The sequence below is a fragment of the Novosphingobium sp. SG720 genome, from assembly GCF_012275365.1.
GTDB classification, from domain to species: domain Bacteria; phylum Pseudomonadota; class Alphaproteobacteria; order Sphingomonadales; family Sphingomonadaceae; genus Novosphingobium; species Novosphingobium rhizosphaerae.
The window spans coordinates 279664-301387 of record NZ_JAAZQN010000003.1 but is presented as its reverse complement, the minus strand read 5'-3'; the positions used below and the strand labels follow the sequence as shown (position 1 = coordinate 301387).

The window sequence follows — 21724 nt, the reverse complement described above, 5'->3', positions numbered from 1 at the left end:
CTGACGCCGCGACAAGGCGCCTGAAAAATCCGTGCACAGCCGGCGGGGGATGATCCCTGGTGCGGGCGAAGGGACTCGAACCCCCACATCTTGCGATACTGGAACCTAAATCCAGCGCGTCTACCAGTTCCGCCACGCCCGCATCCGGCAAAAAGCGAGCGGTGCCCCTATCCCAGCGCGCTCAAAAGCACAAGCCCGGCGCGAAAACGGAGGGAACAAGCCCCCTCGCGCAGCGGTTGATAGGAAAAGCCCGCCCGCCACGGGCCGGCCGCAAGGAGCCTGACGTCATGGCCAGCACGCCCCCGCCCGATCGTATCGACCCGCAATCGCCGCCCGATGTTCCCCCCGCGATCACGCCCGACGAAACGCCGCTCGAAGAACCGCAGGAAACCCCGCCGGTCAGCCCCGACCGGATCGACCCCGTCACCCCCGACGAGGTCCCGGCACCGGATTGATCAGAACAGCTTGCCGACCACGCCCAACCACGAAGCCTGGGCGACGAGGCCCTGGGCCGGGCGCGCCGCGACCGGTCCGAGGCTGCCACATTCCAGGCAATAGACCTGCGCCCCGGCAGCACTGTTGAGGCGTGCCAGATCCGACAGGACCCGCCAGCCCAGCGCCTGCTGGCGCAGCGCCAGCATTCCCGTCACATCCCCGGCTGCGCGCGATTCGGTGCTGCTGTCGTCATTCATCAGGTCGGCCAGCAATCCCTGCCAGCTTCCCGGATTGGCCCCGAGGAATTCGGCGTGCCAGCTATCTGCCTTGGCGGCCTTGGCCGCCCAGGCGACGGCATCTTCGAGTTCGCCGAACTGGTCGACCAGGCCAAGCTGGCGCGCCGTGCCGCCATCCCACACCCGCCCTTGCGCGATCTTGTCGATATCCTGCGGGCTCTTGTGCCGGGCATCGGCGACCAGGCGCAGGAAGCGGGCGTAATAGCTTTCAACCGAGGCCTGCGAGAGCGCTTCGAATTCGGGGCTGAGGCCGCCGACGATATCGGGCTGGCCCGAAAGCGGCGTGGTTCGCACGCCGTCGGCCGTCACGCCATAATTGGCGAGGGTGTCTTCAAAGCTCGGGATCACGGCAAAGACCCCGATCGAACCCGTGATCGTGGCCGGTTCGGCAAAGACACGCTGCGCCGGGGTAGAGACCCAATAGCCGCCGCTTGCGGCAAGATTGGCCATCGAAACCGCCACCGGCAGGCCCTTGGCGCGGGCGCGGGCGATCGCGGCGCGAATGCGCTCGGCCGCCGTAACCGATCCACCCGGTGAATCGACCCGCACCACCAGCGCAGCATAATTGCCACTGGTCACCGCTTGGTCGATCAGATCGGCAATGCGCGTGCCGCCTGCCGTGCCCGGCCCCGCCTCGCCGTCGACGATCGTGCCAGCCACGGTGACGACGGCAATCGCCTTGCCGGTCTTGGGCGCGGGCTTGTCGGCCAGGTATTGCGCCAGGGTAGTGCCCTTGTAACCGCCGTCGCCGGCGGACAGGTCGTGCCCGACCAGATCGCCCACGCGCTTGCCGAAGGCCACCTTGTCGCCCACCTTGTCGACCAAGCCCGCCTTGACCGCCGCCTGGGCCATGTCGCCACCGCTTTGCGCCAGCCACTGCGGCGGATTGCGGGTGACCAGGTCGATATCGGCGCGGGGCCGCGCCTTCTTCACGTCGGCCTTCCAGGCGTTCCACAGCGCGCCATAGATCGCCGTCAGGTTTTCCTTCGCCTCGGGCGAAGCATCGCTGCGGGCATAGGGTTCGACTGCGGACTTGTAGGTGCCAACCTTGAAGATATGCGCCTTGATCTTCAGCTTATCCATCAAGGCCTTGTAATAGAGCTGCGATCCGCCCGGCCCGGTCACCACCGCGCCGCCGATCGGATCCACCCAGGCTTCGCTGGAATGGGCGGCCAGTTGGACGGCATCGTCGGTATAGAGCAGCGCGCGCACCAGCACCGGCTTGTGCGCGGCACGCACCTTGTCCATCGCCGCGCCGATGCGGCTGATGTGCACCTGGCGGCCGCCGGTAAACGCCTCCAGATCGAGCACCACGGCCTTGATCCGCGTATCGTCGGCCGCAGCCTCGATTGCGCGGGCCACGTCGCGGGCCTGGAATTCCTTTTCGGGCGCTTCTCCCGACAGCAGGATCTGCGCCGGCTGCAAGCTGCTGCGTTCTTCCACCACGCTGCCATTGAGCGTGATCGTCAAGGCGCCGTCATGCACCTGGCCTGGCACGGGCCGGATGGTGAGCGCAGCATAGAGCACCCAGAAGAACAGCAGGAGGAACAGGAGGACGAGGCCATCCTTGATCGCGACGAGGACTTTCCAGACCGAGCGGGCAAATTTCATGGGGGATATCTAACCACCTGCTTATCGCTGCGCCAGTCGAAAGGCTTGCCCGTTGGCCCGCGCAAGTCTAGGGCGTGGTCTTCGATGCATCCATCGAGCCAATCCCCCTCGTCAGCCAGCCCAGCACGCAGCTATCCTGCGGGCGGCCTTGCCTTTCCTCACCGCGACCTGACCGGAATCGGCCAGCTTGCCCGGCACGAGATTCTCTATCTGCTGGACGAGGCAGAGCAGTGGGTGGAACTCAATCGCCAGCCGCAAAAGCGCGCCGACCTGCTTTCGGGCCTGACCATCATCAATGCCTTTTTCGAGAACAGCACGCGCACGCTGCTGTCGTTCGAAATCGCCGGCAAGCGGCTGGGCGCCGACGTGGTCAACATGCATGCCGCCACCTCCAGCGTGAAGAAGGGCGAGACGCTGATCGACACGGCGATGACGCTCAACGCCATGCGGGCCGATGCCATCGTCATCCGCCATGCCAGTTCGGGCGCGGTGCGGCTGATCGCCGAAAAGGTCGATTGCCCGGTGCTCAACGCCGGGGACGGGCAGCACGAACACCCGACCCAGGCCCTGCTTGATGCCTTGACCATCCGCCATGCCCTGGGCCTGCCCAAGGGCAGCGATCTCAATGGCCTGCGCGTGACGATCTGCGGCGATATCCTGCACAGCCGCGTGGCGCGCTCCAACATCCTGTCGCTGACCGCGCTGGGCTGCGAAGTCAGCGTCTGCGCCCCGCCCGCGCTGATGCCGGCGGAAATCGAAGTGATGGGCGTCAAGGTCTTTCACGATTTCGATGCCGCGCTCAAAGGCGCGCAAGTGGTGATGATGCTGCGCCTGCAGATGGAGCGCATGCAGGGCCAGTTCATCCCGTCCCCGCGCGAATATCGCCATCTCTATGGCCTCTCACTCGATCGCCTGGCCAAGGCCGATCCTGCTGCGCTGGTCATGCATCCCGGCCCGATGAACCGAGGCATCGAAATCGACAGCCAGGTGGCCGACCATGTCGAACGCAGCCTGATCACCCGGCAGGTGGAAAGCGGCGTTGCCATTCGCATGGCCTGCCTGGAAGTGCTCACCCGCCGTGCCCGCCAGCTTCCCGGCTGGGACCACCTTGGCGGAGAAAACGCATGACGCCCCAACCCCTTGTCATCACCAGCGGTCGCCTGGTCCTGCCTTCGGGCGAGCCGGTTGAGGCCGATCTGCGCTGCCAGGGCGGCCGCATCGTGGCGATTGGCGCGCAAGCCGCGCCGCAAGACGGCGACGCGGTGTTCGACGCACGCGGCGCGCTGGTTGCGCCCGGCCTGGTGGACCTTGGCGTGTTTGCCATCGACAAGCCGGCTTTCCACTTCGGCGGGATCACCCGCGCCGCGCTGATGCCCGACCAGGGCCCGCCGCTGGATCATCCCGCCCGCGTCCGTTTTGCTGCGCAATCGGGCAAGCCCGATTTCTGGGTGCACCCCCTGGCGGCGGCCACCCGCGCGCTGGAAGGCACCGAACTGGCTGAACTGGCCCTGATGCGCGATGCCGGCGCCCGCGCGGTCAGCACCGGGCGACGCTGGATTGCCGATTCGGGCGTCATGCTGCGCCTGCTCTCTTATTGCGCGATGCTCGACCTTGTCGTCGTCAGCCATGCCGAGGACGCGGGCATCACGGGCCAGGCCGTGGCCACGGCTGGCGAAGTGGCGACGCGGCTGGGCCTGCCCTCTGCCCCGGCCGAGGCGGAAAGCCTCGCCGTGGCACGCGACATTGCCCTTGCCGAAATGACGGGCGCGCGCCTGCACATCCGCCAGGTCACCACGGCCAAGGCGCTCGACCTGGTGCGCGCCGCCAAGCTGCGCGGCGTGCCGGTAACGGCCGGCGTCACCCCGGCGCACTTCATGCTGTCGGACCTCGAACTGGTCGATTTCCGCACGTTCTGCCGCTTTTCACCGCCCTTGCGCGCAGATGCCGATCGCAAGGCGGTGATCGCCGCGATCGCCGATGGCACGATCGACGTGATCGCCTCGGGCCACGATCCGCGCGGCCCGGAAGACAAGCGCCTGCCCTTTGCCGATGCCGAACCGGGCATGGCCGGCGCCGAGACGCTGCTTGCCCTGACCCTGACCCTGGTACGCGACGAGGTGATCGACCTGGCCCGCGCCTTTGCCCTGCTCGCAGCCAATCCGGCGGCCCTGCTGGGCGTCAACGCCGGCCGCCTGGCCGTGGGGGCAGAGGCGGATATCGCGGTCATCCATCCCACCCGGCCATGGATCGTCAATTCCGACAAGATGGCCGCCAGCGCCGGCAACACTCCGTTCGACCGTCGCCCGGTGGAAGGACGCGTGCTCGCCCTGTGGAAAGGCGGCGCGCGGATCGATTGATTGCGTCGGCCATCGGGCTGCGCGTCGCGCGGGCTCGTGGTCTGGCGGGTTGATCAGTCCTGCACGTCAGGCGGATCGGGCAAGGCCTGGCTGGCCAGCCAGAGGCGCACGGCGCTGGCCAGGCCCGGTGGCGTGGGGCTGGCGATGCGTTCGGCATCGATGCGGGCCACCAGCGCGTTGAGCGGCAGCCCTTCGGCTTTGGCCGCCGCGCGCAGCCAGTCCCAGAACAGCGGTTCGAGGCTGATCGACGTCTTGTGCCCGGCGATTTCGACCGAGCGCTTGACCGGGGGATGATAGGGACTGGTCATCTCGGGTATAAAGGGCGGCAACCGCGCCGCCCTTCATGCCACTTAGTACATGTGCTGCCCGCCGTTGATCGACATGGTCGATCCGGTGACGAAGCCGCCCTCTTCGGACGTGAGGAACGCCACGCCGCGCGCGATTTCGCTCGCCTGGCCCAGGCGCCCGGTAGGAATGCGCGCCACGATCTTTTCCAGCACCGCCGGCGGCACGGCCGCCACCATGTCGGTGTCGATATAGCCCGGCGCGATGGCGTTGACCGTCACGCCGTACTTTGCGCCTTCCTGGGCAAGGGCCTTGGTAAAGCCGTGGATGCCCGATTTGGCCGCCGCATAGTTGACCTGGCCATATTGCCCGGCCTGGCCGTTGATCGATCCGATGTTGACGATGCGGCCCCAGCCGCGCTCGCGCATGCCGGGGAACGTGGCTTTGGCCATGTTGAAGCAACCGCCCAGGTTGATGCGCATGACTTCGTTCCAGTCGTCAAAGCTCATCTTGTGCAGCACGCCGTCACGGGTGATGCCAGCATTGTTGACCACGATGTCGACCGCGCCGACTTCGGCGGCCACGCGAGCGCATCCCTCCTGGGTCGCTTCGAAATCGCCCACGTCCCAGCGGTAGGCCTTGATTCCGGTTCGCTCCGTAAAGGCCTTGGCCTTTTCCTCGTTGCCCGCATAGTTCGCAACGACGGTGCGCCCCTGCTCTTGTAAGGCAAGGCAGATCGCCTCGCCGATACCCCGCGTCCCGCCCGTTACGATGGCCACTCGCGTCATTCCTGGTACTCCCGTACTCACCAGCTTGGAGAGCGCTAGGCTAGGGTGATGACATGCCCGCGACAAGTCGCGGCAGCACCAAACCGATAAATTTCTTCGACGGATATTGATAAACTTTGCCCGTGCATTGCCCATGCGTTGCCAACCGCCGGCGCAGCATGCGCGCGGGCAGGACGAGGCTGTTTTCCTGCAACAAGACAGAGCCACCATGGGCCTGCCGGGGCTCGCATCGTGCAACAAAAAGGCCCGCCGAAGCGAGCCTGTTGTTCCACCGAAATGGAGTGGAAAATCAGAAGCGGAACTGGGTTCCGAGATAGACCGCCTGGCTGTCCTGGCGCCCATCGGTGAGCGGACGAAGACGATCGCGATCCGACGAATAGCGGATGCCGGCGGTAACATCGAGATTGCGCGTCAGGCGGTAGCTGCCGCCGAAGTCCACTTGGTAGTCGCCCTGGCTTTCCAGCGTGCGCGGCGCACGGCCCGCACGCTCCTTCTCGTCCAGCGCAATGCGCGGGGCAATGCGGCTGGTGGAAGCCGAAGCCGCGCTCGCCGACGGCGAAGCAGCCGCAAAGTGGCTGAGATCGGGCATGTCGATCCGCTGCATGTCGCGGTCGAAACCATTGGACGGGCCAAGGCCGCTGGTGACGGCAAAGCTTTGATAGCCGCGCGCCATGCCCAGGTTGAAGGCATTGGGCACGATGCGCAGCGGCGTGCCGTTGCCGGCCGCGCCACCGATGTTGCCCAGAACGCCGCGCACCGAAATAGCCTGCGCCACGTCGGTATTCACCCGAACCGCCACGGTAATGGCACGGTCGGAACGCGAATCGGAACCGGCCGGGGTGAAGCGGAACAGATGGCTGTTGCTCAGCCCGCGCACAGTGATCGCCGCGGCCAGCTTGGGATCGGCCGAAGCCGGCGTGAACGAACCGATGCCACCGCGCGCCGCCAGGCTCACCTGGGCCAGCGGCTTGAACGAGCCGGTGACCGCGCTACTCACGGTGGGAGCGATAAACAGACCGGCGGCAACGCACGTGGCGGCCAGCAGCGGAGCCCGCAAGGCGCGCGGCAGCGCGGAACGGCGCATGCCGTGCGCGTTCGCTGTTTTGCTGCCCCTGCCGCTCATGTCCTGCCTGCTTCCTGTCGTTATTCGTTGCGAATCACGGTACTTGATCATGCGATCCGTCTTGCGGCCAAAGGGCACGAACATGACATCGGCATGACAACTTCTCCCATCTACTCTCTCACCACGGCGATTTCCAGATTCGAAACGTCCGAACTCGCAAGGATTTCCAATGCTGTGGCCAAGTGGTTACACAAATCGCCACCCTGGCCGCAAACCGCCCGGAAAGCGTGCTTCCCAGGCGCCGTCGCGAAGGGTTTGCCCCGCCCGGTGCGTTCATCGGCCGTTCACCGCTGCAACGGCTTGACCATGGCCCGCCTTTTGCCTTGTTGCCCGGGCGCATGCTCGCATTGCCACAACAATGCAGATGGCTTGGCAACGCGGCTTGCCGGGCGACGGGCCAGGGTGATAGAGGCGTGCCCATCCAGCCGTGCAGCCGCACGGATTTTTCATTGCTGCGGGGATGACCGCCGCTGCGCCAGACAGGACAGGATTGACGTGACGATCAGCGCCATCGCCCGCCACAACACCACCGCCGCCCAGCCTGCCAAGCAGGCCCCTGCAAAAGCGCGCAGGGATCGATCGGCGGCTGGCCGGCTGATCGGCCGCGCGCTCGCCGCGGGCGTACTGGCCCTGGCGGTTGCCGGCTGCGCCGGCCACGGCGAAAAGAAGCTGTCCAAGCTTTCCAAGCTTCACCCCGACATGGCATCGAGCAAGGTGACCACCATCGGCGTGAACGCCTATCTGTGGCGCGCCAGCCTCGACGCGCTGTCGTTCATGCCCCTGCTGCAGACGGACAGCAACGGCGGCGTGATCGTGACCGACTGGTATGCCAACCCGCGCAATCCGGGCGAGCGGATCAAGGTGACGGTCTCGATCCTCGACCAGGACTTGCGCGCCGACGCCCTGCGCGTGGCGGCCAGCCGCCAGGTGTCGCAGAACGGCAACTGGGTGGATGCCCCGGTCCAGGCGGCCACCGTACAGAAGCTGGAAGACGTGATCCTGACCAAGGCGCGCGACTTGCGCCGCCAGGCCCTCCCCGCCGGCATCAACTGATCGTCTGCGAAAAAGCGGCACGCCTGGAAGCGGCACGCGCTTGCGATAAGGCGTGCCGCTACCTAAAGAGCCGCGCATGACCTCTGCCACGCCTTCTGAACCGACCCGTTTCGATCCCGCATCCGCCGATCTGCGCTGGCAGCAGGCCTGGGACGAGGCGCAATCGTTCCGCGCCGACGATTCGAGCCCCAAGCCCCGCAGCTATGTGCTCGAGATGTTCCCCTATCCTTCGGGGCGCATTCACATCGGCCACGTGCGCAACTATACCATGGGAGACGTGCTGGCGCGCTACAAGCGCATGACCGGCCACGAAGTGCTGCACCCGATGGGCTGGGACGCCTTCGGCATGCCGGCGGAAAATGCCGCCATGGAAAAGGGCGTGCATCCCGGCGGCTGGACGCGCGAGAACATCGCCAACATGAAGGCGCAGTTGAAGCGCCTGGGCTTCGCACTCGACTGGAGCCGCGAGATCGCCACGTGCGAGCCCGAATACTATGGCCATGAACAGGCCCTGTTCCTCGATCTCTATGCCGCGGGCCTGGTCTATCGCAAGGAATCGGCGGTCAACTGGGATCCGGTCGATCACACCGTGCTGGCCAACGAACAGGTGATCGACGGGCGCGGCTGGCGCTCGGGCGCGCTGGTCGAAAAGCGCAAGCTGAACCAGTGGTTCCTCAAGATCACCGACTTTGCCGACGAGCTGCTCGACGGGCTGTCCAGCCTCGACAAGTGGCCGGAGAAGGTGCGGCTGATGCAGGAAAACTGGATCGGCAAGAGCCAGGGCCTGCAATTCGCGTTCGATCTGTCGAACGGCGAAAAGCTGGAGGTCTATACCACCCGCCCCGATACGATCTTTGGCGCCAGCTTCGTGGCCGTGGCCGCCGATCATCCGATCGCGCAGGGCGTGGCTGTGGGCAACCCGGCCGTGCAAGACTTCATCGCGCTGTGCAAGCAGGGCGGCACGACGGCGGCCGAACTCGAAACCGCCGAGAAGCTGGGCTTCGACACGGGCATCACCGCGCGCCATCCGTTCACCGGCGCGGCACTGCCTGTGTACATCGCCAATTTCGTGCTGATGGACTATGGCACCGGCGCGATCATGGCCGTGCCCGGCCACGACCAGCGCGACTTCGATTTCGCCACCAAGTATGGCCTGCCGATCCTGCGCGTGGTCGCGTCCGACGCGGCCGATGCCGACAAGCCGTTCGGCACCGAGGCGGAAGCCGGCGATGGCGTGCTGGTCAATTCGCAGTTCCTCGATGGCATGGCCGTGACGGAGGCCAAGCAGGCGGTGATCGATCGCGCGCAAGGCCAAGGTTGGGGCCAGGGCCAGACGGTGTGGCGCCTGCGCGACTGGGGCGTGAGCCGCCAGCGCTATTGGGGCACGCCGATCCCCTTCGTGCACTGCGAGGTGTGCGGCGTGGTGCCGGTGCCCAAGAAGCAGCTGCCCGTCACCCTGCCCGAGGATGTCGATTTCTCGGTGCCGGGCAATCCGCTGGATCGCCATCCCACCTGGAAGCACGTGCCCTGCCCGCAATGTGGCCATGCCGCGCGGCGCGAGACCGACACGCTCGACACTTTCGTCGACAGCTCGTGGTATTTCCTGCGCTTTGCCAGCCAGCCTGCCGACCGGCCGTTCGATCCCGAAGTGATCAAGCAGTGGCTGCCGGTAGAGCAGTACATCGGCGGGATCGAGCATGCGATCCTGCATTTGCTCTACGCCCGGTTCTGGACGCGCGCCCTGGCCCGCATCGGCAAGATCGACGTGGCTGAGCCGTTCGCCAGCCTGTTCACCCAAGGCATGGTCACGCACGAAACCTACAGCCGTGTCGATCCGGCCAATGGCCAGCCGATCTGGTATGCGCCAAGCGATGTCGATCGCAGCGGCGATGGCGCCACGCTCAAGGCCGATGGCCAACCGGTGGAAATCGGCCGCGTGATCAAGATGTCCAAGTCCAAGAAGAACGTGGTGGACCCGGACGACATCGTCGCACGCTATGGCGCCGACGCAATCCGCTGGTTCATGCTGTCCGACAGCCCGCCCGAGCGCGACCTGCCTTGGTCGGAAGCCGGCATCGAAGGCTGCGCGCGCTTTGTCCAGCGGTTGTGGCGCCTGTTCGCCCAGGCCGATGCCGCCGCCACCGGTGAGGACAAGGCGCTCGACCGCAAGGTGCACCAGACCGTGCACGCCGTGGGCCAGGATATCGCCGCGCTGGGCTTCAACAAGGCCGTGGCACGCATCTATGAACTGACCGGTGCCACCGAAAAGGCCGCGCCTTCGGCGAGCCGCACCCAGGCCATCCGCACCTTGCTGCTACTGGTGGCGCCGATGATGCCGCACCTGGCCGAAGAGGCTTATGCCGCGCAGGGCGCTGGCCTCGTCGCCGATGCAGCCTGGCCGAGCGTCGATCCCGCGCTGCTGGTGGACGACGAAGTGACCGTGGCGGTGCAGGTCAAGGGCAAGCTGCGCGATACGCTCACCGTGGCCAAGGGAACCCCGCGCGAGACCCTCGAAGCCCTTGCGCTGGCTTCGGACAAAGTGCAGCGTGCACTGGACGGGGCAGCTGTGAAGAAGGTGATCGTGGTGCCCGATCGTTTGGTGAACCTTGTTGTCTAAATTGCCCAAATCCGGCCTGTTCGTGGCACTTGCCGCCCCTTTCCTGTTGCTGGCCGGCTGCGGGTTGCAGCCGATGTATGCCGGCGGTGGGTCGGGCGCGGTGGCGCGTTCGGTCGCCAGCGTCGATGTGGCGCCAATCGCCGGCAAGTCTGGCTGGCTGGTGCGCCACGCCCTGTCCGATCGGCTGGGCAGTGGCACGCAGCCACACTACCGGCTCGACGTGCGGTTGGATGAAAAGCTCCAGGGCCTGGGCCAGCTCTCAGACGACACCATCACCCGCGAACGCCGCACCATGCGCGCGCGCTATCAGCTGGTCGATCTTTCCTCCGGCGCCGTGATGCTCGATGCCACCGCCACCGCCGACGCGGGGATGGACGTGGTATCCAGCGAATATGCCGTGATCGCGGCCGAGCAGACGGCGCAGGAAAACCTTTCGCGCGAGATCGCCGACCAGATCGTGACGCGCGTGGCCACCCGCCTGCGCGAATCGACGCAAGGCACGGCGCCCGTGGCAGTGCCGGCGGCCCCCGCTCCTGCTTCCGGGCAGTAAGCGCAACTTGTGAAGGCCACGCAGAAAACCTTTGCCGGCATGGCCGCAAGGGCCGCGCAGGACTGTCGCATCTTCTATTTCTGCGGCCCCGATGAAGCCGGCGCGGCCGATGCCGCCGCGCGCATTGCCGCGCTCTTGGGCGAAGCGGAACGCGTGGAACTCTCGGGCGCCGAACTGCGGCGCGATCCCGTCCGCCTGGCCGACGAGGCGCGCTCGGTCTCCCTGTTCGGCGACAAGCGGCAGATCCACGTGCGCACCGCAGGCGACGAGGCATTCGACGCGGTGGAAACGCTGTTGGCCAGCCCGGTGGATGGCTGGCCGGTACTGATCGTGGCATCGTCGGCCACCGACAAGTCTCGCCTCGCCAAGCTGCTGGGCGATCGGGCCGATGCGCTGGTGGGCATGTTCCACCCGCCCGACCTGCGCTCCGTGGTCGATGCCGTGCGCGACATGGCCGGCGCCGCCGGCCTGCGCATCACCGGTGACCTGGCCGAACGCATTGCCAGGGCGACCGCGCTCGACACGCGAATGGCACGCAGCGAAGTCGAAAAGCTCGCACTCTATCTCGATGCCAGCCAGCAATCGCCGCGCACGGTCGATGCCGCTGCGCTCGATGCCATTGGCGCCTCGACCGAGGATGATGGCATGATGCCGGTGGTCAACGCCGTGCTTTCCGGCGATTCCCGCCGAGTCGGGGCCGAGTTGGCACGCGCGCGCGAAATGGGGATTAACCCGGTCGGTTTGCTGCTGGCATTCGAACGGCGTGTCGCACAATTGGCACAGCTCACCGGACGCATGGGAAGCCGTAGTGATATCAATAGCTTCCTTGAGCAGGAAATGTCTGCTCGGCGCGTCTTCTTTCGGGACAAGCCCGATCTGGCAAATCAGCTCAAACGTTGGCGTGGCCGCCGCCTGGAGCGCCTGCTGGAGCGTCTGATATCGTTGCATCGCAGCCTCTTGGCAGACAGCCGCAATGCCGACCTGGCGCTGTGGCAAGCGCTCGCCGAATTTGCGCGTGCCGCTTCACGCTAGATTCGGCGGATTCGCCGCGCGTGGATCGCCCTGCGAAAACATGCTAAGCAGAGATACTTGCCATTACTGCGCAAGCATGTAGATATTGCAGCGCAACAAAGACCTGTTTTGGCGCTTCGGCAGCCGCAGGTCCATCGGGCGGGGCGTGATTCGTCCCTTTTGCGCACCGGTGAACGCGGCCGCTGGCATCGCAACGCCGGCATCGAAGGACAGTGAGAGCGGCAATGACCACGCTAGATCTCCCGGCCCAGACGGCCCAAGCCAAGGCAGGCGAGCAACGCCCGACGGGTGGCGCGCGGCTGAAGCTGCCGCTCGCCTCCTCGCTCGAGCATCGCCGCCTGCAGTGCTATGTGCTGCTCATGGCGGTCGATGTGCTGATGATTACCGCAGCGATGCTGGGCATCAGCCATTTCCAGTTCGGTTCGGTCACACCGTCGGTGCTGCGCCAGCTGGTGCTGCTCCTCCCGTTCTATGTGATCGGCGCGCTCACGTTCAACGCCTACTCGATCACCGCCCTCACCTCGGCCCGGTTCGGCCGCCACAGCGCTTTCTTCTCGCTGCTGGCGGCTTTTTCGATGGTGATCTTCGTCGCCTTCTTCGCCAAGGTTTCCGACCAGATTTCGCGCGCCTCCACCGGGGCAAGCTTCCTGGCCTGTGCACTCCTGCTGACGCTGGCGCGCACGTGGATGCAGCCACTGATCCGCAAGCTGTGCGGCCCCACCGCGCAAAACGTGCTGATCCTGGACGACGGCGGTTTGCCGGTGCGCATTCCCCATGCCTGGCACATCGATACGCGCCAGCATCGCCTGGTGCCCAATCGCAACGACCCGCACATGCTCGATCGCCTGGCGATGTTCATGACCAACATGGATCGCGTGCTGGTCAGCTGCCCGCCAGAACGGCACATGGAATGGGCCATGGTCCTCAAGGGCGCCAACATCACCGGCGAACTGATCGACCAGAACGTGGTGGCGATGGGCGTCCTCGGCGCGCGCCGCATCAACGACACCGGTTCGCTGGTGGTTTCGGCCGGACCGCTGGGCATGCGCGGACGCGCCTCGAAGCGCGCGATGGACCTGGCCATTGCCGGCTCGGCAGTGCTGTTCCTTGTGCCCCTGCTGCTGACCGTTGCTGCGCTGGTCTATCTCGAAGATCGCGGCCCGGTGTTCTTCAAGCAGCAGCGCCAGGGCCGCAACAACCGCTTGTTCTGGATCTACAAGTTCCGTTCGATGCGGGTGGCCCAGCTCGATGCCGCCGGCGCGCGCTCGGCCAGCAAGGAAGACGATCGCATTACGCGGATCGGCCGCTTCATCCGCCGCACCAGCATCGACGAACTGCCGCAGCTGCTCAACGTGCTGCGCGGCGACATGAGCATCGTGGGCCCGCGCCCGCACGCGCTGGGCTCGCTCGCCGGCACCAAGCGCTTCTGGGAAGTCGATCCGCGCTACAACCAGCGCCACTCGCTCAAGCCCGGGCTCACCGGCCTTGCCCAGGTGCGCGGTTTCCGCGGCGCCACCGATACCGAGGCGGATCTGTCCGGCCGGCTCCAGGCAGACCTTGAATATCTCGACGGCTGGACCATCTGGCGCGACGTGCAGATCATGTTCGCCACGTTTACCGTGCTGGTTCACGACCGGGCATTTTAACGCCAGTTTACGACAGGGCCGCTGCCATGCGGCCCTTTGTTGCGTCCAAGCGGATGGCTTGTGCGGCAGGCCGGGCCTCGGCGCCTCATTTTCCATGTTGCATTGCGGCATGACACGCCGCAATCCTTCGCCCCATGGCAAAACACACGCGTCGCACCTTCATTCGGGGCAGTGCCCTCTCCCTGGCCCTGGCCACCCCCGCCGGATCGGCCCTGGCCGCCGTGGTCCAGCCCAAGGGTTTTCGCCTCGGCGTCAACCTGGCCGGCGCGGAATTCAAGGATATCGGCGGGCGATGGAAATGGCCCGCACTTGATAACCTAGCCTATTACCTGGGCAAGGGTTTCAACGTCTATCGCGTGCCGTTCAAATGGCGCCGCCTGCAGCCGCAGCTATCCGGCCCCCTCGATGAAGCCGCCCTTGCCGGGCTTGATCAGATCGTTGCGACCGCCACTGCAGCGGGCGCCGTCGTCCTGCTCGATGCACACGACTATGGCCGCCGTGACAACCAGGTGATCGGCGACGTAGGGTCGAGCGTGACGGCGGAAATATTCGCCGATTTCTGGGGTCGCATGGCACGGCGCTATAAGAACAACGCGCTGGTCTGGTACAACCTGATGAACGAGCCGCACGACCAATCGGCCGATTCCAACATTCGCGCGCAAAATGCCGCCTGCGCCGCCATTCGCGCCGCCGGGGCTCGCTCGAAAGTGCTGTTTTCCGGCACCGCCTGGACCGGCGCGCACTCCTGGCTGCGAACCGCCAACGCCGCGGCCACGTTGCAGATGGTCGATCCCGGCAACAACTTTGCGTTCGACGCGCACCAGTATCTCGATCGCGGATTTGGCGGCGGCAGCCTCGATGCCATTCCCGGCGTGGGTGCCCGTATCCTGCAGGACATCACCGGCTGGGCGCGGCAAAACCGCAAGCAGATCTTCATCGGCGAATTCGCGTCCGGCCCCACCCCGCCTTCGTTGAAAGAACTCAACGACCTTTTGCAGTTCATGGTTACGCACAAGGACGTCTTCATCGGCGCGACCTATTTCGCCGGCGGCGGCACGTGGGGAAAACGAATGGGTTCGGCCGATCCGGTCGACGGCGTGGACAAGCCGCAGACCCTGCTCATGCAGCGCTATCTCAAGTACTGATTGCGTTGAGAAACAAGCATGCCGGCCAGGCCCGATTGCGGGAATGGCCGGCATGCCTGCATTGGCGGCTGGGGCGCTGTACCTCGCCAATCTGGCCCACCAAGCATACAATATTGTGATTTTACAATATTTTGATCTGACGAATCGCCGCCAACCTCAAATCCGAATCTGCGCACAAGTCCTTTTGGCACAGATTTGGTGAGATATTGTTGCTGCACCACACACCAAGCCCGTCGCAATCCGCATCAAAATCGTTTTATTTCATGAGATTGTTTGAAATGACACACTGCAAACAACGGCGTTGTCAATTCGGCCGATTTGCAGTAAATAAAACCCTATGATTTATAAAGTGAGGGCAATATGAAACTGCTTGGTATTCTCGGAACGGCAGCACTCGCATCTGTTGCCATCGCTGCCCCTGCACATGCTGCGGCCACCCGCGCCGGCATTGCCGCTCCTGTCCAGGCCGTGCAGGCCAAGATGCTCAAGCGTTCTTCGCAGGCGGTTTCCACGCGCAACAAGAACGTGAGCGAGGAATTGCTCGTGGCCATTCCGGTCGTGGCCACCGGCGTGCTGATCGCCGTGGGCAACAGCAACGACGATTCTCCCGGCGGCTGATCCCTGCCGCAGCGTGCGAGTGCTTCTTGTGCGCTGCGTTGAAGGCCTCAGTTCGTGCCAAACAAGCGGGGTCCGGGCAGTCGCCCTGGGCCCCGTTCGTCGCTCCAGGTTATTTTGCACTGCAAAATGTTCTTGAACGGCAGGGCCAAGTCCTATAAGTATTCTTCTGTAAGCCGATTCTGGAGTTGTGACCATGAACATCATGAAGATCGGCGCCCTCGGCGTCGTTGCCTCCCTGCTGGTTGCAGGGACCGCCCAGGCCGCTGGCACCCGCGCTGGTGTGCCCGTTGCCTCGGTAACCGCAAAGAAGCTGGTGCGTTCGTCCGCTCCGGTCGCCAAGCAGTCCAAGGACGCTGACGGCGTGATCATCGGCGTTGCTGCCGCTGCCGCGTTCGGCGTGGGCGCCTACGAAATCTTCAAGAGCGATTCTTCCGGCAGCTGAGCTGGATCTTGCTCTTGGCAAAAGAAAAGGCCTGCACGCCCAGCGCGTGCAGGCCTTTTCTTTTGCCTGATGATCCCCGCTAAGCGCACGATTGCGCCGCGGGCAACCCGTCGGTAAAAGACGGGACGACAGCCGGCACAGACCGCCGGCGGCGTGGGGGCGATGCCGCTGTCCATGCCATTTTCCCCTTATCATCGAGCATCATCCCCGTGGAAGAAAGCCCCGCCTCGCAGCCGCAGCGCCGCTCTCGCCGGCGCAGGTCCAGCGCCTCGCCCACGCCACCCAGACCACTGGCCGTTCCCGACAGCACGCAAGGCCAGCGCCGCCGACGCTCGCGCAGCGGCAGCCGTGGCAGCAGCCGCAGCCTGCGCCTGCCCGCTGACATCGCCTTGGCTCCGCCTCAGGTTGGTGTGATCGTCGTGATGGCAGCGCTGGCCGTGGCCCTGGTGCTCGGCGGCGGCGGCACGACCAATCCCGGCACGGAAATGATCCTGCAGCCGCTGGTGGCGCTGATCCTGGCCCTGCCCCTGCTGCATCCTCGCCTGGCGACGGGATTGGGCCCGGTGCCGCGGGCAGCCTGGGTGATTGCGGCGCTGGTCTTGATCGTGCCCGTGCTGCAACTCATTCCGCTGCCCCCTGCGATCTGGCACGCCCTGCCCGATCGGGAAATGGAAGTGGCGTCGCTCGCCCTGATCGGCCAGGCCGATCGGTGGATGCCTTGGTCGATGGCACCGGCGCGAACCTTCATCTCGTTGTTGGCGATGGTGGTGCCCGTGCTGATGCTGCTGGCCGTTTCACGCACCGATCTGATTGGCCGCCTGTGGCTGTGCGCCACGATCGTGGCTGTTGCCGGCGCTTCGGTGATGCTCGGCGCGCTGCAACTGTCGCACGCCGCTGGCCACAACTGGACGCTCTATTCCTATGCCCACTTCGGGGTGATCGTGGGCTTCCAGGCAAACCACAACGCCGAGGCAGACCTTTTGTCGATCGCACTGATGGCGTGTGGCGTGATCGCCACCGCGGTGGTGGGCCTGGTTCCGAACCGATCGCTGTTCTGGGGCGGCGTGGCGTTTACCGGCGCAATCATGCTGGTGGTGGTGTTCCTCACCGGTTCGCGCACCGGCATCGCGCTCTTGCCGATTGCGCTGGCGTTCTGCGCAGCGATGGTCTGGCCCCTGGCGCGCCAGCAGTTTTCCCGCCGCACGCTTTGGCTCGGCGTGGGCGGCGGGGTAGCCGCCGTCGGGCTGCTCCTGGCGGTCGGGTTGCATTCGGTCGATCGCATCATGAACCGCTTTTCCAACCTCAACGATTCGCGCCGCGATATCTGGATCGATACGATCCACGCCCTGGGCCAGGTCTGGCCGGCCGGTGGCGGCGTGGGCAGCTTCCCCCCGATCTTCAACGCGGCTGAACGCCTGGAAGTGGTCCGCAACACCGTTGCCGGCCGTGCGCACAACGACTGGATGGAATGGACGCTGGAAGCGGGCCTGCCAGGCCTGATCGTGCTGGTGGCCGTGCTGGCGATCGTGGGCACCATGGCCTGGCGGCGGCTCGGCTTCGAACTGCGTGAAAAGGGCACGCTGCATTCACGCGCGCAGGCATTGTTTGCCTTGGGCATCATGGCGCAATTGGGCGCCCATGCGCTGGACGACTTCCCCATCCGCGAAATGTCGCTTGCTTCGTTGCTGGCGATGGCGGGAGCCCTGCTGTTCACCCCGCGCGCCATTGCCGCCTTAGCAGACCGCACGCCCGAAACGCCGCCGCTCCCGGCATCCGCCGCGCCGGCATCCGCCGCGCCGGCAGACAGCGCACCTTTGCCGCAACTGCTGGAAAACGTCTGACCCGCGGCCTGGCGGGCCAGACGGATCAGGGGCGCGGCGGGAAGACCGGCACCAGTTTCCGTCCGGCCAGGATTTGCGCCAGAAACAGCGCGTCACCGGCATAGCGGGGCAACAGGCGGCGCGGTTCGCTCAACATGCGATGGGCCCATTCCAGGCTCAGCGCACGCACCCACGCCGGCGCGCGCGCCTTGAGGCTGGACGAGAAATCCAGAGCGGCGCCAACGCAAAAGATGTGCGCGGCCGGCAGCCCAGCAAAATGGCGGGAAACCCAGATCTCTGACTTGGGCGCGCCAACCCCCATGAACAGGTGCGTGGCATCGAGTGCGGCAATGCGCGCGACGAGGTCGGCGCTATAGGCTGCATCCCGCTCGAACCCATAGGGCGGGCTGTCGTGCCCGATATCGGCAGGGTCGAAACCACGCGCCACCAGCTTGTCGCGCAGGATCTGCGCCGCCTGCGCAGAGCTCGCCACGAAGAACGGGCGATCGATCCCCGGCCGCAGCGCGTCGAGCAGCGCCGGGAACATGTCTGCCCCGGTCACCACCGGCACATCGCGCTTGGCCTGAAGGCGCGCGAGCATGCGGATCGGGCGGCCGTCCACGGTAACCACGGCCGCGCGGGCATAGGCCGCGCGAAAATCGGCATTGCCCTGCAGCTGGCGCAAGTGATTGAGGTTGCACGTGCAATAGAGCTGCGGCGTGGTGGCCGGCAGCAGCGCCCGCGCCACCACATCTTCCAGCGGATAGGAATCAAATTCCAGGCCATAGCGCGCGAACAGATCGCCCTTGCCCGTGGTGCCCGCTGCCTCGACCGCCGGCCCCCCGGCCAGGCCCTGCTGATTCGATCCCATGGCGCGCGCCTCAGTCAGAGCCGAAGAGATCGCGGGTGAACACCTTGTCGGCCACATCGGCCAATTGCGGGGACGCGCGGTTGGCCACGATCACGTCGCACTCGCGCTTGAACGTGTCGAGATCGCGGATGACCCTGGACCCGAAGAACTGGTCTTCCTCCAACGCCGGCTCGTAGATCACCACTTCGATGCCCTTGGCCTTGATCCGCTTCATGATCCCCTGGATCGAGGATTGGCGGAAATTGTCCGATCCGGCCTTCATCACCAGGCGGAACACGCCGACCTTGCCGGGGCGCCGCTGGATGATCTGCTCGGCCAGGAAATCCTTGCGGGTGCGGTTGGCATCCACGATCGCGCGGATCAGGTTCTGCGGCACATCGAAATAGTTGGCCAGCAACTGCTTGGTATCCTTGGGCAGGCAATAGCCGCCATAGCCGAAGCTGGGATTGTTGTAGTGCGAGCCGATGCGCGGATCGAGGCCGACGCCACGGATGATCTGGCGCGTGTCCATGCCGCCGGCGATGGCATAGCTGTCCAGTTCGTTGAAGAAGGCCACCCGCATGGCGAGATAAGTGTTGGCGAAGAGCTTGATCGCCTCGGCCTCGGCCGGGCCGGTGAACAGCACTTCCACGTCCTTTTTCACCGCGCCTTCGCGCAGCAATTCGGCAAACACGTGGGCCCGTTCGGATTCCTCGCCCACGATGATGCGCGAGGGGTGGAGATTGTCGTAGAGCGCGCGGCCTTCGCGCAGAAACTCGGGGCTGAAGATCACCTGGTCGGTGCCCAGCCGTTGCCGCACGTCGGACACGAAACCCACCGGGATGGTGGACTTGATCACGACCACGGCAGTGGGATTGTGGTCCTTGACCAGCCGGATCACCGCCTCGACCGACGAGGTATCGAACTTGTTGGTTTCGACATCGTAGTTGGTCGGCGTGGCGACGATCACATAGTCTGCCCCTTCGAGCGCGGCCACCGAATCGGTGGTTGCCGAAAGGTCGAGTGGCCGGGTCGCGAGGAAATCCTCCAACTCGGCATCCACGATGGGGGATTGCCGGGCATTCACCTTGGCCACGCGATCGGCCGAGATGTCCACGGCAACGACCTGGTTATGCTGCGCAAGCAGCACGGCATTGGAAAGGCCGACATAGCCAAGCCCGAAAACGGCGATCTTCATTCGTGAATACTCACATCAAGCGTTTTGGCATCAAGCGTTGGCGGCGCCGGGCCGGTGCAAGGCGCGGCGATCATTCGCCTCGCTGCGCCTGGCCCCTCGCACGATGATCATGCTGCGCCCGGAAAATTGCTTGTCGTTACCCGATATTCCGCACCGAAGGGCAGGCCGTCAACGCATTTATGCTGCACCTGCACATTTCCCGCCAAAACCGTTCAGGCCGGGGCGGGCAGATGGCGCACCAGATCAAGCGTTGCGGTGTTGAGACCGGCCGCTCGGGCCGCCGTGGCGCTTTCGGTATAGACGCGCAGTTCCGGGGCGTTGCCGCTGGGGCGCAAGTGGATGATATCGCCATCGGCAAACGTCACGCGCAGCCCATCAGTCTTGTCGAAAGCCACCGCCTTGCCCGCCAGCGTGCCGAGCAGGTCGGTCAACCGCCCCAGCACGGCTTCGTCATCGCCCGCTTCCAGCTTGGCGATCAGCGCCTGGCTATGTGCGGTGGGATAGTCCTTGAGGCGGTCGCTATGGGTGTAGCGTTCAGGCAACTGCGCCTGGAGTGCCGACAGGGAAAGGCCCTTGGCCCGCGCGTCGGCGAGCACGGCCACCATCGGTAAGACCGCGTCGCGCGTGGGCAGGGCCGCCAGCGTGCGCCCGTTTGCGGTGACTGCGCTGCCCAGCAGGAAGCCGCCGTTAGCTTCATAACCGCAGGCGGCCAGGCCTTGCGCCAGCAGTTGGTCCATCGCTTCGATCACGAACGGTGAGCCGATGCGCGTGCGGCGCACTTGGGCAAACCGGCCCGATGCCTCGAGCGCGGTGTTGGAGCTGACCGGCGTGGCAACCGCGGCAAGGTCCAGCGCCTGCGCGCACAGGATACCGAGCACGTCGCCGCGCATCCACGCACCGCTTTCATCGGCCAGCAGCGGCCGATCCGAATCGCCATCGGTGGAAAGGATCGCATCCAGGCCATGTTCGGCTGCCCATTGCTTGCCCAGCGCCACGTCTTCGGGGCGGACCGCTTCGGTATCGACCGGGATGAACTTGTCCGATCGGCCCAGCAAGACCACGTCTGCGCCCAGGCCGGACACGATCTGCGCCACCACATCGCGGCCCACGGCCGAATGCTGATAGACGCCGAGCTTCAACCCCTTGAGCGCCTCGCCCCCAAAAAAGTCGATGTAACGCGCGACATAAGGCGTGGCCGCGTCCACCAGGGCAGGCGCAGTTGCCGCATCGCGGAGCATGCCATCGGCATCGAAGAGATCGGGCAGGTCCACGTGCTGCGCCCGAATCGCGGCTTCGTCGGGCTTGAGCACTTCGCCGTCGGCGCGGTTGAATTTGATGCCGTTGCGATCGTCGGGAATGTGGCTGCCGGTAACCATGAGCGAGGGAATGCCGCGGGCAAAACCGAGTGCCGCCACGGCCGGCGAAGGCACGAAACCGCAATCGACCAATTCCCCGCCCATGTGCGCGATCGCGGCACGGCAGGCCGCCATGATGCGCGGGGTGGAAGGCCGCAGATCACCCGCGATCGCCACGCCGCCACCGGGTGCGAACTGGCCGATCTCGGCCATGTGCTGCAGGAATGCGCAAGTATAAGTGAAGCATACTTGGTCGGTCATCGCCGTCACCAGGCCGCGTGCGCCGCTGGTGCCAAAGGCCACGCCAGAGCGCGCCATAACATCGGTCACCGCCACTGTCTGCGTCATAGATCCTCGCTTTTCCTTAACCATAAGCCGTCTTGCCCCGGCAGGTGGAAACCCCCGCCGCCCGGGCGCTGTGTTAGGCCATAGCGCGTGGTTCGCATATGCAAAATTTACATTGCTGCCACGCGCCGCTGCCCCTTTGGCAGACCAACGGCCCA

19 protein-coding genes and 1 tRNA gene are annotated in these 21724 nt (G+C 65.5%); 12 read left to right on the top strand and 8 right to left on the bottom strand.

Annotated elements, in window-relative coordinates; translation table 11 throughout:
- Positions 1-57: 57 nt before the first annotated feature.
- Positions 58-142, bottom strand: a tRNA-Leu gene (locus tag FHW94_RS13645).
- A 145-nt stretch (positions 143-287) separates the two neighbouring features.
- Between FHW94_RS13645 and FHW94_RS13640 the strand changes: the two genes are divergently transcribed.
- A complete protein-coding gene (locus FHW94_RS13640) occupies positions 288-455 on the top strand; it encodes a hypothetical protein (protein WP_168556378.1) in 168 nt (55 codons plus the stop codon).
- Here FHW94_RS13640 and sppA read toward each other — a convergent pair whose 3' ends face one another.
- The gene (gene sppA / locus FHW94_RS13635) at positions 456-2342 is read right to left on the bottom strand and encodes a signal peptide peptidase SppA (protein ID WP_168556377.1); all 1887 of its coding nucleotides are present in this window, start codon (positions 2340-2342) and stop codon (positions 456-458) included.
- Between the two features lie 84 nt (positions 2343-2426).
- On the opposite strand from sppA, the gene FHW94_RS13630 reads away from it, so the two are divergent.
- Entirely contained in the window at positions 2427-3470 is a 1044-nt protein-coding gene (locus FHW94_RS13630) for an aspartate carbamoyltransferase catalytic subunit (protein WP_168556376.1), read from the top strand.
- Complete coding sequence (locus tag FHW94_RS13625; protein WP_168556375.1) at positions 3467-4699, top strand: amidohydrolase family protein; 1233 nt, start codon at positions 3467-3469, stop codon at positions 4697-4699. Before FHW94_RS13630 ends, FHW94_RS13625 begins: the two co-directional genes overlap by 4 nt.
- A gap of 53 nt (positions 4700-4752) precedes the next feature.
- Here FHW94_RS13625 and FHW94_RS13620 read toward each other — a convergent pair whose 3' ends face one another.
- The 3 genes from FHW94_RS13620 to FHW94_RS13610 all read right to left on the bottom strand — a co-directional run bounded on the left by FHW94_RS13620 (position 4753) and on the right by FHW94_RS13610 (position 6856).
- The gene (locus tag FHW94_RS13620) at positions 4753-5007 is read right to left on the bottom strand and encodes a ribbon-helix-helix domain-containing protein (protein ID WP_210425659.1); all 255 of its coding nucleotides are present in this window, start codon (positions 5005-5007) and stop codon (positions 4753-4755) included.
- A gap of 42 nt (positions 5008-5049) precedes the next feature.
- The gene (phbB, locus tag FHW94_RS13615; protein ID WP_168556374.1) at positions 5050-5772 is read right to left on the bottom strand and encodes an acetoacetyl-CoA reductase; all 723 of its coding nucleotides are present in this window, start codon (positions 5770-5772) and stop codon (positions 5050-5052) included.
- Positions 5773-6061: 289 nt separating this feature from the next.
- Positions 6062-6856 (bottom strand): hypothetical protein, encoded by a 795-nt coding sequence (locus tag FHW94_RS13610; protein ID WP_168556373.1) that lies wholly within the window; start codon positions 6854-6856, stop codon positions 6062-6064.
- Between the two features lie 669 nt (positions 6857-7525).
- Here FHW94_RS13610 and FHW94_RS13605 point away from each other — a divergent pair.
- From FHW94_RS13605 to FHW94_RS23710, 9 genes are all read left to right on the top strand, one after another.
- Positions 7526-7948, top strand: coding sequence for a DUF3576 domain-containing protein (locus FHW94_RS13605; protein WP_246866153.1), 423 nt, complete (start codon positions 7526-7528; stop codon positions 7946-7948).
- 76 nt (positions 7949-8024) lie between these two features.
- Positions 8025-10565, top strand: a complete 2541-nt coding sequence (gene leuS / locus FHW94_RS13600; protein WP_168556372.1) for a leucine--tRNA ligase — start codon at positions 8025-8027, stop codon at positions 10563-10565.
- 73 nt (positions 10566-10638) lie between these two features.
- Positions 10639-11115 carry an LPS assembly lipoprotein LptE gene (lptE, locus tag FHW94_RS13595; RefSeq protein WP_168556559.1) on the top strand — a complete coding sequence of 159 codons (477 nt, stop codon included), beginning with the start codon at positions 10639-10641 and terminating at the stop codon, positions 11113-11115.
- Positions 11116-11124: 9 nt separating this feature from the next.
- On the top strand, positions 11125-12147 hold the full coding sequence (gene holA, locus FHW94_RS13590) for a DNA polymerase III subunit delta (protein ID WP_168556371.1): 1023 nt from the start codon (positions 11125-11127) through the stop codon (positions 12145-12147).
- A 224-nt stretch (positions 12148-12371) separates the two neighbouring features.
- A complete protein-coding gene (locus tag FHW94_RS23285; RefSeq protein ID WP_349237519.1) occupies positions 12372-13793 on the top strand; it encodes a sugar transferase in 1422 nt (473 codons plus the stop codon).
- A gap of 134 nt (positions 13794-13927) precedes the next feature.
- Positions 13928-14938: a cellulase family glycosylhydrolase gene (locus FHW94_RS13580; RefSeq protein ID WP_168556370.1), complete on the top strand. Its 1011-nt coding sequence runs from the start codon at positions 13928-13930 to the stop codon at positions 14936-14938.
- A 360-nt stretch (positions 14939-15298) separates the two neighbouring features.
- On the top strand, positions 15299-15556 hold the full coding sequence (locus FHW94_RS13575) for a hypothetical protein (RefSeq protein ID WP_168556369.1): 258 nt from the start codon (positions 15299-15301) through the stop codon (positions 15554-15556).
- A gap of 193 nt (positions 15557-15749) precedes the next feature.
- Positions 15750-15998 carry a hypothetical protein gene (locus FHW94_RS13570; RefSeq protein ID WP_168556368.1) on the top strand — a complete coding sequence of 83 codons (249 nt, stop codon included), beginning with the start codon at positions 15750-15752 and terminating at the stop codon, positions 15996-15998.
- A gap of 209 nt (positions 15999-16207) precedes the next feature.
- A complete protein-coding gene (locus FHW94_RS23710) occupies positions 16208-17839 on the top strand; it encodes an O-antigen ligase family protein (protein WP_168556367.1) in 1632 nt (543 codons plus the stop codon).
- Positions 17840-17864: 25 nt separating this feature from the next.
- On the opposite strand, the gene FHW94_RS13560 is transcribed toward FHW94_RS23710, so the two are convergent.
- From FHW94_RS13560 to FHW94_RS13550, 3 genes are all read right to left on the bottom strand, one after another.
- A complete protein-coding gene (locus FHW94_RS13560) occupies positions 17865-18689 on the bottom strand; it encodes a WecB/TagA/CpsF family glycosyltransferase (protein WP_168556366.1) in 825 nt (274 codons plus the stop codon).
- A gap of 10 nt (positions 18690-18699) precedes the next feature.
- Entirely contained in the window at positions 18700-19866 is a 1167-nt protein-coding gene (locus FHW94_RS13555; protein ID WP_168556365.1) for a nucleotide sugar dehydrogenase, read from the bottom strand.
- A gap of 212 nt (positions 19867-20078) precedes the next feature.
- Positions 20079-21569 (bottom strand): phosphomannomutase, encoded by a 1491-nt coding sequence (locus FHW94_RS13550; RefSeq protein ID WP_168556364.1) that lies wholly within the window; start codon positions 21567-21569, stop codon positions 20079-20081.
- Positions 21570-21724: the final 155 nt, after the last annotated feature.